Annotated in this window: 11 protein-coding genes and 1 tRNA gene; 9 read left to right on the forward strand and 3 right to left on the reverse strand. The window is 66.5% G+C overall.

Features of this window, described 5'->3' with window-relative positions:
- The first annotated feature begins 40 nt into the window (after positions 1-40).
- Positions 41-907, forward strand: a complete 867-nt coding sequence (locus tag AAC050_RS03030) for a lipid A-modifier LpxR family protein (protein ID WP_339913573.1) — start codon at positions 41-43, stop codon at positions 905-907.
- A 7-nt stretch (positions 908-914) separates the two neighbouring features.
- Here AAC050_RS03030 and AAC050_RS03035 read toward each other — a convergent pair whose 3' ends face one another.
- Positions 915-2,651, reverse strand: coding sequence for a gamma-glutamyltransferase family protein (locus AAC050_RS03035; RefSeq protein ID WP_339913574.1), 1,737 nt, complete (start codon positions 2,649-2,651; stop codon positions 915-917).
- 144 nt (positions 2,652-2,795) lie between these two features.
- Between AAC050_RS03035 and AAC050_RS03040 the strand changes: the two genes are divergently transcribed.
- A tRNA-Arg gene (locus AAC050_RS03040) sits at positions 2,796-2,872 on the forward strand.
- A gap of 144 nt (positions 2,873-3,016) precedes the next feature.
- On the opposite strand, the gene AAC050_RS03045 is transcribed toward AAC050_RS03040, so the two are convergent.
- Positions 3,017-4,555, reverse strand: coding sequence for an AMP-binding protein (locus AAC050_RS03045; RefSeq protein WP_339913575.1), 1,539 nt, complete (start codon positions 4,553-4,555; stop codon positions 3,017-3,019).
- A gap of 10 nt (positions 4,556-4,565) precedes the next feature.
- On the reverse strand, positions 4,566-5,336 hold the full coding sequence (locus AAC050_RS03050) for a crotonase/enoyl-CoA hydratase family protein (protein ID WP_339913576.1): 771 nt from the start codon (positions 5,334-5,336) through the stop codon (positions 4,566-4,568).
- Positions 5,337-5,377: 41 nt separating this feature from the next.
- On the opposite strand from AAC050_RS03050, the gene AAC050_RS03055 reads away from it, so the two are divergent.
- The 7 genes from AAC050_RS03055 to AAC050_RS03085 all read left to right on the forward strand — a co-directional run bounded on the left by AAC050_RS03055 (position 5,378) and on the right by AAC050_RS03085 (position 14,263).
- Positions 5,378-6,217 carry a hypothetical protein gene (locus AAC050_RS03055; protein ID WP_339913577.1) on the forward strand — a complete coding sequence of 280 codons (840 nt, stop codon included), beginning with the start codon at positions 5,378-5,380 and terminating at the stop codon, positions 6,215-6,217.
- 147 nt (positions 6,218-6,364) lie between these two features.
- A complete protein-coding gene (locus AAC050_RS03060; protein ID WP_339913578.1) occupies positions 6,365-6,568 on the forward strand; it encodes a hypothetical protein in 204 nt (67 codons plus the stop codon).
- A 679-nt stretch (positions 6,569-7,247) separates the two neighbouring features.
- On the forward strand, positions 7,248-7,724 hold the full coding sequence (locus AAC050_RS03065) for a hypothetical protein (RefSeq protein WP_339913579.1): 477 nt from the start codon (positions 7,248-7,250) through the stop codon (positions 7,722-7,724).
- A 50-nt stretch (positions 7,725-7,774) separates the two neighbouring features.
- Positions 7,775-9,088: a TolC family protein gene (locus tag AAC050_RS03070; protein ID WP_339913580.1), complete on the forward strand. Its 1,314-nt coding sequence runs from the start codon at positions 7,775-7,777 to the stop codon at positions 9,086-9,088.
- Positions 9,085-10,341, forward strand: coding sequence for an HlyD family efflux transporter periplasmic adaptor subunit (locus AAC050_RS03075; protein WP_339913581.1), 1,257 nt, complete (start codon positions 9,085-9,087; stop codon positions 10,339-10,341). Before AAC050_RS03070 ends, AAC050_RS03075 begins: the two co-directional genes overlap by 4 nt.
- Positions 10,342-10,355: 14 nt before the next feature.
- Positions 10,356-13,538: a CusA/CzcA family heavy metal efflux RND transporter gene (locus AAC050_RS03080; RefSeq protein ID WP_339913582.1), complete on the forward strand. Its 3,183-nt coding sequence runs from the start codon at positions 10,356-10,358 to the stop codon at positions 13,536-13,538.
- Complete coding sequence (locus AAC050_RS03085; RefSeq protein WP_339913583.1) at positions 13,535-14,263, forward strand: HupE/UreJ family protein; 729 nt, start codon at positions 13,535-13,537, stop codon at positions 14,261-14,263. The genes AAC050_RS03080 and AAC050_RS03085 overlap by 4 nt, the downstream gene beginning before the upstream one ends.
- The last annotated feature ends 3 nt before the right edge of the window (positions 14,264-14,266 follow it).

The following is a 14,266-nucleotide window of genomic DNA, read 5'->3' on the forward strand; positions in this document are numbered from 1 at the left end:
GTGCAGGGTTCCTGATCGCTAACGGGCTGAGGGGCCGTTGATGCGTCTGATCATGGTTTCCGCCGGGATGGGGATGGCGCTGGTCTGCGCCTCTGCCGATTCTGCTGAATCCCAGACCGTGTCGTCATGGACGGTCGAAACGCCGCCCGCCCGGCCCGCCACAACGGTCGCCGAACTCCTCGTTCGTCTGGATCGACAGGACAATTTCACCGCGCCGGACGACGGGGTCTTCGATCCGATGATCGAGTCCGGCACCGCCTATTCCGCCGTGTCCGGCTCGAGGTCGCCCTGGACGACCGCGCGTCAGGACGTCTGGTTCGACGGAGACGGCTTCACCGATCGCCTGAGCCTGAAAACCGAAGCCGCCTTGCGACGCCTCGATGGCACACCGATTCCCCTCAATCCGGCGGCCCTTGAGGTTGAGGCCTACGACGTCAGCTATATTCGTGGCTGGCCAGCCACGCTGGGGTACACTGCCTCCGGCCTCGAGGTGACCCTGACACCCCACGCCGGGGTCGGGGTCGGCAGCCAGGGCGGCTCGGCCGAGGCCGGCGCGACCCTGAAGATCGGAGCCGACATCAATCGCCTTTTCCCCGACGGTTCTGTGGCCTTCGGGGAACGCGCCCGCTGGTATCTGTACGCCGCCGGTTCCGGCCGCGCGGTCGGTTATAATTTCGCCCGTACCCGGGACGGTGACTTCGCCCGCTCCGGCGTCAGTCATGACGCCGGCAGCTTCATGGGCGACGCCTCGCTGGGCGTGGCCTTCCGCAAGGGCGACATGCAGAGCTCGTTCGGCCTGGTCTATCGTGAACTGGGTCCGTCTGACGTCCGTTTCGGTCCCGGCATCGACAATGATGTCTCCGAAGGGCTGGTGGCCTTCCAGCTGTCGATCAAGCCGGAATGGTGACTCCGGTCTAGTCCGCCGAACGGGCCACGCCCTCACGCCGGTCATCGGCCCCGCCATCCCAGTGGCCGGCACGCCAGACACCCCCGTGCAGACCCGAATTTTCGCTGGCATTGGGCCGCAGCTGGATGCCCCGGGCCGCCAGGGCGTCACGCAATGGCGTCGGGAACCGGTCGGTGTCCGCCCCGAAACCCTCACCCTTGGCGACCAGATTGGGCAGGTCAAAGGCCGCCTGAACGCCGAGATTCCAGTCGATGATGCCGATCAGAGCCTTGGCATTATAGGCCAGAATCGCCTTTCCGCCCGGTGACCCCAGGGCCCCGACAAACCGGCCCTGACGATCGAGGATGATCAGCGGTGCCATCGACGACCGCGGCCGCTTGCCCCCGGCGACGGCATTGGCGGCCGGGGCTCCATCCGGATCGGTCGGCACGAACGAGAAGTCGGTCAGCTGGTTATTGAGGAAGAAGCCGCCGGTCATCCGGCCCGAACCGAACACGCTTTCGACGGTGGTGGTCATGCTGACGGCATTGCCGGCCGCGTCGACGATGACGAAATGGGAGGTTCCGGCCGGCTCGAGGGTCGCGTCGGGGGCCCGGAACACGCCCCCCGGCGGCGACCCCGCTGGGGCTGCTCCATCCAGTTCGGGGGCCAGGGCGGCCCGACCGGCGACATAGCCGGGGTCCAGCAGGCCCGCCACCGGCACCCCGACGAAGGCCGGATCTCCTACATACCGGTCCCGGTCGGCATACATCAGCCGTTGCAACTGGGCGAAGGCGGTCCAGGCTCCGGCGCTGTCCGGACCGAGAGCGATGTCCGGCGTATATTCAGCCATGGCCAGCAGCTGCAGCAGGGCCACGCCGCTGGACGGCGGCGGCGGCACACAGACCACATACAGGCGATAGGGTCGGCACAGGGCCCCGCGCTCAATTGGGCGATAGGCGGCGATGTCGGCGGCGGTCAGCCCCCCGGGTCGGGGCTGTTCGGCCACCGTCGCCGCGACCCGGTCGGCGATCGGCCCCCGGTAGAAGGCCTCGGCCCCGCCGCGCGCGATCAGTTCCAGGGTGTCGGCATAGGCCGGATTACGCAGCCGGTCGCCGGCGACATAGCGCCCGCCGTCGGGCCGGGTGAAATAGGCGTCGGCCCAACGGGTGCGCACCTGCCCTCGGGGCATGGCGATCATCCCGGCCAGACGAGGACTGACGATGAAGCCCTCCCGCGCCAGGGCCACGGTGTCGCCGAACAGGGCGTTCCACTCCAGGACTCCATGCTGCCGCTGGGCCAGCCCCAGCATGGCCACAACACCCGGCACGCCGGTCGAGCGCCCGCTCAGCACCGCATCGCCGAATTCCAGCGGCCGGCCGCTCTCGTAGAACAGCTCCGGCGTGGCCGAGGCCGGGGCCGTCTCGCGGCCGTCGAAGGTGGTGACCTCGCCCGAGGCCGCGTCGAAATAGGTCATGAAGGCCCCGCCACCGAGACCCGAGGACTGCGGCTCGACCAGCCCCAGCATCGCCTGCACCGCCACCGCCGCATCAACCGCCGAGCCACCGCGCTGCAGGATCGCCATACCCGCGTCCACCGCCAGGGGATTGGCGGCAGCGATGAACGGCCCCCGGGCCGGGGCCGGCACCGGCGCACGGACGGCGACGTCGCCATACCGGTATCCGGCCACGGTATTGCAGGCACCGGTCAGAAGCAGGACCAGAACCAGGAACAGGACGGACCACGGGGAACGAACGAGAGGCATGGACGACTTCCTGCTGACCGGGCGGCGGATCCCAGACCTAGGCTGCACCGCTACCTTCGCCAACCCCGCAAAAACTACCGAACCCGGCTTGCGCCCCGCCGGACGAGCGGCTAGATAGCCGCCCTCGCCTGACAAGGCCTGTGCGCGCCCGTAGCTCAGCTGGATAGAGCATCAGACTACGAATCTGAGGGTCGGACGTTCGAATCGTTCCGGGCGCGCCATTTTCTCCTGACATCCCGCCGTGATGGCGAGGCCGATGACAATCCGGGCATGGACCACAGGCAGCACGATCGCTACCTGAAGGCGGGGCCGATCCTCGGGGGTGAATACACCAGACGGTGAAATGCGGAATGCGGCCGCCACGGCTAGATGGCTCTTTCGCGACCGGCCCAGAACGGCTCGCGCAGGAGGCGGCGCATGGGTTTACCGACCGGGCTTTTGGGAATTTCGTCGATGAAGCGGATCTCCTTGGGAGTCTTGTAGGCGGCCAGGCGCTCACGGACGAAGGCGATGAGATCCTGCTCCAAGGCAGCCCCAGGATGACGGAGGACGACGAAGCCTGTGACGGCCTCACCCCATTTGTCGTCCGGGAGACCGACCACGGCGGCTTCGCGGACTTCTGGATGCGCCGTCAGCGCGTCCTCGACCTCTTTGGGATAGATGTTGTAGCCGCCGCTCACAATCATCTCGGACAGGCGATCCACCAGATACAGACATCCGTCCTCGTCCAGTCGGCCGATATCACGCGTTTTCAGCCAACCGCCCGGCAGGGTGTGTTCAGCGTTCAGCTCCGGTGCCCCGTAGTAGCCCTTCATCAGGAAGGGCGCGCGCACAACGATCTCGCCCGGCTCTCCCGCGAGCGCGGGTTCGCCGTCGGCACCCAGGACGCGCAACTCGCAGTCCACAGCGGGAAAACCGCAGGCGAGGCGGCGGTGGGCAAACTCGGGGCCGTGGTCGGACTTGGACAGGGAGGCGATCGCCAGCGGCGCTTCCGTCTGGCCGTAATACTGGACGAGGCGCAGACCGAAGAAGTCCAGAGCCCGGTCCATGAGGGGGGCCGGCATAGGCGACGCACCATAGATGAGGGTCTTGACGCTGTCGAACCGGGCGGGCTGCACGCCAGGATGATCCAGCAGCATGCCGATCATCGTAGGCACCAGATTGAGCACCGACGGCCGCCAAGTCTGGATGGCGCGCAGATAGCTGGTCGGCGTGAAGCCCGGAAGGATCGCCGAGGCACCACCCCGGACCCAGAACGGCAGGACGAAAGTGCCGCTCGCATGAATCATCGAAGCAGCGTGCAGCATCACGTCACCCTCGACGGGATCGACCAGGTTGTTGAGGATGTTCAGCACCACGGCCGCCAGGCTGGCCTGGGTATGTTCCGCCGCCTTGAGAACGCCCGTGGTGCCGGAGGTGTAGAGCGCCAGCACGACGTCATCCGGCTCGGGCCGATGCGTCGGCGGCTGACCGGATTCCATCGCCGCCAGCCTGAGCAGGTCCTGATCGTCGGTGTCGGTGCCCAGACCCAGCAACCGAAGGCCCGGCAGGGCGGCTTCGAGTTCTCGCGCCCGATCAACGAGGTCGGGGCCGAAGATCAGCAGATCCACGTCCATCGCGGCCAGCATGCGCGTGTGCTCGGCGGCCGAAAGGCGAGCGTTAAGGGGGACACGGATCGCTCCGGCCTTGGTGCAGGCGAAGTCCATCGACACACTGTAAGGGCCGTTGTTGATCAACAACCCCACGCGCCGGCCCGGCATCACACCAAGACCCCCCAGGGCATTGGCGAGGCGATTGGCCAGATCGTTCACCTGCGCAAACGTCAAGGTGACATCGCCAAACAGGAGGGCGGGCCGGTCCGCGAAACGCTTCGCGCCCCTCTCGATCATGTCGTTGATCAGCATGGCCGGCCTCCTAGATGTTCCCGAAATCGCCGCCGCGACCGCGACCTTCCGCGAACCGGGCGGCACCGGCCCGGGCGGCGGCAATGATCGTCTGATCGGCGGCGACGCCCTCGTGCAGGAGGGCCTCCGACAGCGGCTGGCCCCACTGTTGGTAGGTTGAGGCACGATCGATCCTCAGACAGTCCTGGGGAAAGCGCGCGATCTCTTCGGCCAGCGCGATCGCGGCGGCCAGCGCCTGTCCATCCGGGACGACGCGGTTGGCGAGACCGATGGCCAGGGCTTCGTCGGCACCCACGGGGCGACCGGTCAGGATCAGGTCGAGGGCGCGGCTATGTCCGATCAGACGCGGCAGGCGGACGGTGCCGCCATCGACAAGGGGCACACCCCAGCGACGACAGAATACGCCGAAAACTGCCCCCTGCGCCGCGACCCTGAGGTCGGCCCACAGCGCCAGCTCAAGACCGCCGGCAACCGCATGGCCCTCGATGGCGGCGATCACGGGCTTGGAGAGGAGCATCCGCGTCGGCCCCATTGGTCCGGGGCCGTCGCCTTCGTAGCGCGCCGCAGACCCTGACAGCGCCTTAAGGTCAGCGCCGGCGCAGAACATGCCTTGCGCGCCGGTCAGGATCGCGACTTTGACGTCGGCGTCGGCGTCGAATGCTTCGAACGCCTGTCTGAGTTCAACACCGGTTGCCGGATCGACCGCGTTCCGGCGCTCTGGTCGGTTGAGCGTGACGATGGTCGTCTCACCCCGATGTTCAATATGAACCGCGTCCGTCATGGTTGATTATCCAGAATGCTACCGACTATCTATTACACATAATGACCGAACCAGACATTATTGGCAATATTCATGACACTCCGGACGCGCGGACGATGATCCTCGACCTGTTCGCCGCCTATGACGGTGCGGCGGCGGAAAAGCCGGTTCTGGCGATGAAGGAGCTTCTGCGGGTTGGCGATGCGCTCAACATCACGCCGACCGCCGTGCGCACCGCGGTCACCCGCCTCAAACAGGAAGGTCGATTGCAGGTCCTGGGTCGGGGGCTCTACGGCTACGGCGACCGTGTCGATCCCTGGCGGCAGCGAATCGATGGGTGGCGCGTCGCGCTCACGCGGCGGCGTTCCTGGGACGGAAGCTGGCTGATGGCCATCGTCAAACCAGCCAGTCTGTCGAGGACGGCGTGGCGCGGCACCACGCGTGCACTGGAACTGGAGGGGTTCCGTCGCACACCGGCGGGCCTGTGGCTGCGGCCGGACAACCTGGAGGGGGTGGACGGCGCGCGCCAACGACTGCTGGCGTATGGTGCCACACCCGCGATGACGACCGCGCGCATCACAGACCTTGATGTGGCATCTCTGGAGGCCGGGTGCGCGCTCTGGGATTCAGATGTTATCGCGCAGGGCCATCGCCTGCTCTCCAGCCAGATCGGAGAAAGCCTTGGCCGGATCGAAGGCCAGTCATCCGATGCCGCTGCTCGCGAGGCGCTGGTTCTTGGACGCGCCGGTGTCCGCGCGATCATTCGTGATCCGCTCCTGCCCGGGACGATGACCGACGACGACGCGCTTCAGGACCTGCTGGCGTCGATGGTTCGATATGAGAAGGTGGCCAAAGCGGTCTGGAAGCGCAGGTTCGGGATCGGCGGCGCGCATCACCAATGAAGATCGCCCCGGAGAAAGACGAAGCGGTTGCGAATGTCCGGTTTCCGCCCCGGAGCCGGTAGCCGCTTCACAATCCGCCCGGGCCGGGCTAGGCCCGCGAGCGCTCGCGGTCCGGCCGATCGGTGGAAGGCATCCCGCTTCATGGGGATGGACCAGATCGTATCGGTAGACGCCGCCCGCAAGGCGATCCGCGCCATGTTCTCCCGGTGCCACTGGTTTCTGACCGAGGATGGCGATCAGACCATGCTGAACCCGGACTGGCGCTTCGAACAGATCAGGGGCCAGCGCAGCAGCCTAGACGAACAGACCCGAGCGCGAAGCCTGGTAGCCCGGTGTCGAAGTCCTGGTTGACGTTCACGTTAGGGAACAGCGCGCGGGGCTGGATGTGGCTCCCATGACCCGCCTCCGGCTCAAGGGTGAAATCGAACTCAGCTTTGCTGAGAAGGGTCCTTGGGGACTCGTAAATTTCGTCCTGCCCGTTGATAGGTCCCGACACCATCTTTGCGCCCCAGCGGGGCTCGGAGAGTCCCTAGGAGGGCTTCTCGCTGACCAAGACCGGTGAATGAGTCTAAGCTGATCCGTGGGCACCGAAGATCGCCGACCATCCAATGTCGAAGTCCTAGAAATCGAGCGCCCCTCGCCATCCGGGTCCCTTCAGTGCCGATCGGGGTTAATCAAACCCCTTACCCCCTCAGGTCCCATCGCTGACAGCAAGGACGAGGAAGCAATGACCATTACAGTGCGCCGCCAGGGCATCGATTTTAGCGTTGTCAGGCCCAGAGTCCGCGATCTCATCCCTCTCAGGGAACGCCCCATCAGTGAGAGCTGGCTACCACTAGAGCTTCGGCGGTCTGCGATAGGGGTAAGAGCTTTCGTGTGGTGCCGGGGTTCGAGGATATGATCGGCTAAGCCTCTATGTGGCGAGTCGGAAAAACGCACAAAGCTTACCGCTGGGCACGGGTCGCTGTGGGTGTGCAGCGCGGCCTCGAGACCGACACGGCGACCTGGACGAACACCGGGGCCCCTCGATATGTCGGGTTCCTGTAACGGCATTGCCGAACCAGAAGCCAACCGCTACAGGGGCAGCTGGAGCTTTCTGTTGCCGCACGCTATTCGCCATTTTTGCATCGGTCTGTGCGTCGCCTTGTTGGCGGCCATGAACCTCCATGGCGTGTCGCAGTCACAGCACGCTGTGGACCATGCCGCTGATTGGCCCGCCGACGTCCTCGTTGCGGCGGTGGACGATCACCGGACAGGTCATGTTCATGTGGCGGCTGCCGAGATACCCGACACGGACACCGATCGGGCCGCCGAAGACGCGCCGCCGGCCGGCCATCACCATCATGCTGGCGGCGACGTCCAGGCCGCGCTGCCGACGCTCGATCGGAGTGTGACGGAACCGTCGTCAGCATCCGCCCTGCAGTGGCCCGGTTCCGGTCCTGCCTTGGCGGGCCTCGGTCGTGATGGCCCCGAATACCCTCCGAAACGGATGCGCACGGTCGTCTGAACCTGCGCGGCCGCCCGGCTGCGCGCGCAAACCGTTTCCCGGAGATACCCTTGAAAACCCCGAATGCCGGCTCTGCCGGATCGTGGGCGCGTATGGCGACCGTTTCGGCGCTGGCGCTCTCACTGGCGACTCTGCCGTCCTATCCGGCCATGGCGCAGCAGTCCGCAAGCGTCGCACCGGTCTTACCCACCCTGTCCCTGGAGCGGGCGTTGGCCCGTGCCGCCGAGGTGGACCCTGCCCTACCCGGCGGAGAAGCCCGCGCCCGCGCCGGCGACGCCGCTGTGCGCCAGGCCGACGTTCGACCCAATCCAACACTGGGACTGATGGTTGAAAACCTGCCGACGCTCGGCGGGGGCAACATCATCGACCGGACCGAGACGACCCTGTCCTACGAGCAGCGCTTTGAGCGGGGCGGTGACCGACCGGCGCGCGTCGCTCTTGCCCGGGGCGAAGCGACCGTGATTCAGGCCGAGGACGCCATCCGGAGACTGGACCGGCTTGAGCAGGTGCAGCGCGCATGGGCCGATGCCCTTGCCGCCCAGGCCGAACTCGAAATCGCCCGCGAACGTCTGGATCTGGCCGAACGTTTCCAGACAGAGGTGCAGCGGCGCGTGAACATGGCCCGCGACCCCCTGTTCGCCGGGGCCCGCGCCGAGGCCGAACTGGCGCAGGCCCAGATCGATTTTGACCAGGCCGGGATTCAGGCGCGCCTCGCTCGCGCAACACTGGGTCGCTTCTGGATCGGAGCCCCCGACTTCTCGCTCGATCCTGCCGGTTTCGAGGACACCAGTGCCGCGCGTGAAGTCGCCGGTCCGGTCTCTGAAATCGATCTCGCGGTTCTGTCCGCACAGCGCGATGTTTCCCGGGCCAGGGTCCGGGTCGAAGAGGCGCGCGCCACGCCGGACGCCACCGTGAGCGTCGGCGTCCGCCATTTCTGGGAGGGCCAGGACCTCGGCCTGGTGGTCGGGGGGTCCATTCCGCTCGGTCGTTATGACCGCAATGAAGGGGCCATCGCGCGGGCCAGGTTCGAAGGGGTCGCCGCCGAGGCGGATATGGTGGCGCTCCGGCAGGAACGGGAACGCGAGATAGCGCGGCTCCAGGTGCTCCTCGCGTCACGGGCGCTCGAAGCGCGTCGCATTGCCGAGGAAACCCTGCCCCAGGCCGAACGCGCGGTCACACTCGTTCGTCAGGGCTTCGCGCGCGGCGGCTTCACCTACAACGACGTGATCTCCGCCCAGACCGCGCTGCTTGCGACCAGAGCCAGGCGCGTCGCCGTTCTCAAACAGTTTCACATTGATCGCGCCCGCCTTGATCGGTTGACCGGCGCGCATGCCGACCTGCTCGGCCTGGAGACCCGCACATGATCTGTTTCAGCCCATCGCGGCGCATTGTCGCCGCCACCTTGTTGGCCCTTGCCGTAGCTGTTTCAGCCTGCGGTCAGGGCGGAACGCCGGACAAGGCCGAAGGCGAGGTCGCGGCCGGCGACTATGAGCGCGGCCCCCATCGCGGACGGATGCTGCGCGACGGTGATTTCGCGCTGGAGGTCACCATCTACGAGGATGGGCCGGAGCCACTGTTCCGGCTCTATCCCTATCTCAAGGACAAGCCGGTCGACCCCCGTCAGGTTCAGGCGGGCATCGCCCTGACCCGGCTCGGTCCGAAAGTCGATCGCTTCACCTTCGCGCCCGAGAACGACTATCTGGCCAGCCCGGGTATCGTCTCGGAGCCGCATTCATTCGACGTGGCAGTCACTGCGACCCACGCCGGTCAGCGCCACACCTGGGCCTATCCGTCCTATGAGGGTCGAACCGTCATCACGCCCGAGGCGGCGCGAGCCGGCGGCGTGACGACAGAGCGCGCAGGGTCCGCCTACCTGGGGGAGTCCCTGCCGTTGAATGGCCGGATCGAGATCACGCCGGAAGGCCAGAGCGAAGTCCATGCCCGCTATCCCGGTCGCGTCATGGCGATGTCGGTCCAGCTCGGCGATCGCGTCCGGCGTGGCCAGGTCGTCGCGCGGGTCGAGTCCAGCGAGAGCCTGCAGACCTATTCCGTCACAGCGCCGATCTCGGGCGTGGTCATGGCCAAGAACACCAATGTCGGTTCGATCACCGGCGGTGGCGCTCCCATGCTGGTCATCGGTGACCCCAGCCAGGTCCACGCGGAGTTCTTCCTCTATCCCCGCGATGCCGAGCGCGTCCGGGTCGGTCAGCGGGTGCAGGTCGTCAGCCTGGCGGGTGATCACCGCATCAACGCGGTCATTGAAGCGATCCTCCCGACCGCCGATCTGACCAACCAGACCCTGATCGCCCATGTCCATCTTCCCTCGCAAAGCGGGGCCTGGCGCCCGGGTCTGGGGGTCAGCGGCACGGTCCAGGTGGCCACGCGCGAAGTCCCGCTCGCCGTCCAGACGAAGGCGTTGCAGCCGTTCCGGGACTTCACGGTCGTCTATGCCAGAGTCGGTGACACCTATGAGGTGCGGATGCTGGAACTCGGCCGCCGCACGCCGGAGTGGACCGAGGTCCTCGGCGGGCTCGAGCCCGGAACCGAATACGTCGTCGACGGTGCCTTCCTCATTCGCGCGGACATCGACAAGTCCGGCGCGAGCCATGACCACTAGGGGGCGCGACCATCATGCTTGAACGCATCATCGCGCTGTCGATCCGGTTTCGCTGGATCGTCATGGCCCTCGTCCTTCTGGCCTGCGCGGTCGGGGTCTGGAGCTTCCAGCGCCTGCCCATCGACGCCACGCCGGACATCACCAACGTCCAGGTCCAGATCAGTACCGAGGCCCCCGGCTTCTCGCCGCTGGAGTCCGAACAGAGGATCACCTTCCCGATCGAGACCGCCGTCGCGGGCGTGCCGGGGCTGGAATATACGCGCTCCATCTCACGCTATGGGCTGAGCCAGGTCACGATCGTCTTCAGGGACGGCACGGACATCTATTTCGCGCGCCAGCTGGTCAACGAACGCCTCCAGGCCGCGCGCGGGCAGCTGCCGGAAGGTGTGGCACCCGAACTCGGTCCCATCGCCACGGGGCTGGGCGAGATCTTCATGTACACCGTGGAGGCCGAGCAGGGCGCGCGGCGACCCGACGGCGAGCTGTATACCGCCGAGGACCTGCGCACGCTCCAGGACTGGGTGATCCGACCCCAGCTTCGCAACACGCCGGGCGTCACCGAGGTCAACACCATCGGCGGGTTTGAGCGACAGTATCACGTCACGCCCTGGCCCGACCGGCTGGCCGCCTATGGCGTCACCATGGCCGAGGTGGTCGAGGCGCTGAACCGCAACAACGCCAATGTCGGTGCCGGCTATGTCGAACGCTATGGCGAGCAGTATCTGGTGCGTGTGGCGGGACAGGCCTCGGGCATTGATGACCTGGGTGCCATCGTTGTGTCGAAACGCGGTGGCGTTCCAATCCGCGTCGGCGACGTGGCCGATGTCCTGATGGGCGAGGAGCTGCGCACCGGCGCAGCGACCCAGGACGGCGAGGAGATCGTGCTGGGCACGGTCTTCATGCTGGTCGGCGAAAACAGCCGGACGGTAGCCCAGGCCGTCGCCGCCCGGCTGGAGGTGGCCGCCAGGTCCCTGCCGGCCGGGGTCAGCGCCGTCGCCGTCTATGACCGCACCGATCTGGTCGACCGGGCCATCCACACCGTCGAGAAGAACCTGGTCGAAGGAGCGCTTCTGGTCATCGTCGTCCTGTTCCTGCTGCTGGGGAACATCCGCGCCGCCCTGATCACGGCGGCCGTCATTCCGGTGACCATGCTGATGACCATCACCGGCATGGTGCAGACCGGCACTTCGGGCAATCTGATGAGCCTCGGCGCGCTCGACTTCGGCCTCATCGTCGACGGCGCGGTGATCATCGTCGAGAACTGTCTGCGCCGGTTCGGTGAGGCCCAGCATCGGCTGGGGCGCATCCTGAACAGGGATGAGCGTTTCGGACTGGCGGCCACAGCCTCCAGCGAGGTGATCCGGCCGTCACTGTTCGGCGTGCTGATCATCACCCTGGTCTATGTCCCGATCTTCGCCCTGACCGGGGTTGAGGGGAAGATGTTCCATCCCATGGCGATCACCGTCGTCATGGCCCTGACCATCGCCCTCGTGCTGTCGCTGACCTTCGTGCCGGCGGCGGTCGCCATGTTCGTCACTGGCAAGGTCGAGGAGAAGGACAGCTTCATCATGCGCGGCGCGCGGCGGTTCTACGAGCCGGCGCTCGATGTGGCCCTGAGGCTAAGGGTCGTCTTCGTCGGGGTCGCGATCGCTCTTGTCGTGATTGCCGGTCTGGGCGCTTCAAAGATGGGTTCGGAGTTTATCCCGAATCTCGACGAGGGCGACATCGCCATGCATGCCCTGCGCATTCCCGGCACCAGCCTGACCCAGGCGGTGCAGATGCAGACGGAGCTGGAGCGGCGGCTGGCACGGTTCCCCGAGGTCGAGCGCGTCTTCGCCAAGATCGGCACGGCGGAGGTCGCGACCGACCCCATGCCGCCGTCGGTCGCCGACACCTTCATCATCCTGAAGGCCCGGTCCGAATGGCCCGACCCGCGCAAGCCCAAGACCGAACTGATTGCGGAGATGCGGGCTGCTGTCGCCCTGATCCCGGGCAACAACTACGAGTTCACCCAGCCGATCCAGATGCGGTTCAATGAGCTGTTGTCGGGCGTCCGCGCCGACGTGGCGATCAAGGTGTTCGGCGACGATCTGGAGCAGTTGCTGGCGGTCGGACAGGCCGTCGAGGGCGTCGTCGACGGCATCGAGGGCGCACAGGACGTCAGCGTCGAACAGGTCACCGGCCTGCCCGTGCTCCAGATCACGCCGGACCGTGCCGCCCTGGCGCGCCTGGGCCTGAGCCTCGACGACGTCCAGCAGGTCGTGTCCGCCTCCATCGGCGGCGTGACGGCGGGTCAGGTGTTCGAGGGCGACCGTCGCTTTGATGTCGTCGTGCGGATGCCCGAGGCGATGCGTCAGAATACCGACGCCATCGGCCGACTGCAGATTCCGCTTCCGTCCGACGGCGGCGGCAGGCGCGCTTTCGTGCCGCTGGAAGAGGTAGCGACAATCGTCGTCGAGAAGGGCCCGAACCAGATCAGCCGCGAGGACGGCAAGCGCCGCGTCGTGGTCACAGCCAATGTGCGAGGCCGCGACCTGGGCTCGTTCATCGCCGAAGTGCAGGAGAAGGTCGGGGCCGAGGTCGAGGTCCCCGCCGGCTACTGGGTCAGCTACGGCGGCACGTTCGAGCAACTGATCTCGGCGGCCAAACGGCTGCAGCTTGTGGTACCGATCGTGCTGCTGCTGATCTTCGGCCTGCTGTTCGCCCTGTTCCGCTCGGTCAAGGACTCCGCCATCGTCTTCTCCGGCGTGCCTCTGGCCCTGACCGGCGGCGTGGCGGCTCTGGCTATGCGGGGTCTGCCGCTATCCATTTCGGCGGCGGTCGGCTTCATCGCTCTGTCCGGCGTTGCGGTGCTGAACGGTGTCGTCATGGTCAGCTTCATCCGCACCCTGATCGCCGAGGGCAAACCCGTCGGCGAAGCGATCCGCGAAGGCGCGCTCACCCGGCTGCGGCCGGTGTTGATGACCGCCCTGGTCGCCAGCCTCGGCTTCGTGCCGATGGCGCTGAACGTAGGGGCCGGGGCCGAGGTCCAGCGGCCGCTGGCCACAGTCGTGATCGGCGGGATCATCTCCTCGACCATCCTGACCCTGCTGGTCCTGCCCGCCCTCTACAGCCTGGTGCATGGTCGTCCACCCCGACCCGAAGGCAGGCGCCCCGGCTGGCTTTCCCGTCTTCCCTTCATCCGGAGTAATGCATGACCCTCGCGTCCCATCGATTGACGGCCTGGCTGAGGACGCCTGCGGGCATCCTCGTGCTCGGACTGCTGATCCTGTTCATGAACGGCCTGCTCACGGCGGCCCTCGCCCATGGCGTGGCCGAAGGCGACAAGGGCTACATCCAGGAAACATCCGGCTTCCTGTTCTGGCCGTTCGTCTATCTCGGGGCCAAGCATATGGTCACCGGCTACGACCATCTGCTGTTCCTGTTCGGCGTGATCTTCTTCCTCTTCCGGATGAAGGACATCAGCATCTATGTGACGCTGTTCGCCATCGGCCACTCGACCACCCTGCTGCTGGGTGTGCTGACCGACATCAGCGTGTCCAGCTATCTGGTTGACGCCATCATCGGCCTGTCGGTCGTCTACAAGGCGCTCGACAACCTTGGTGCCTATAAACGCTGGTTCGGTTTCCAGCCCTCGACCAGGGCCGCGACCCTGATCTTCGGCCTGTTCCACGGCTTCGGCCTGGCGACCAAGCTGCAGGATTTCCAGCTGTCATCCGACGGACTGATCGGCAACCTGATCGCCTTCAACATCGGGGTCGAGGCCGGCCAGCTTCTGGCCCTGGGCGCCATCCTCATCGTCATGGGTTTCTGGCGGAAGACGACCGGCTTCTGGCGTCATGCCTATGCCGCCAATGTCGTCCTCATGACCCTCGGTTTCATCCTGGCGGGCTATCAGCTCGTCGGCTTCTTCGTCACCTGATCG

It is taken from the genome of uncultured Brevundimonas sp., assembly GCF_963974615.1.
In the GTDB taxonomy this organism is placed as follows: domain Bacteria; phylum Pseudomonadota; class Alphaproteobacteria; order Caulobacterales; family Caulobacteraceae; genus Brevundimonas.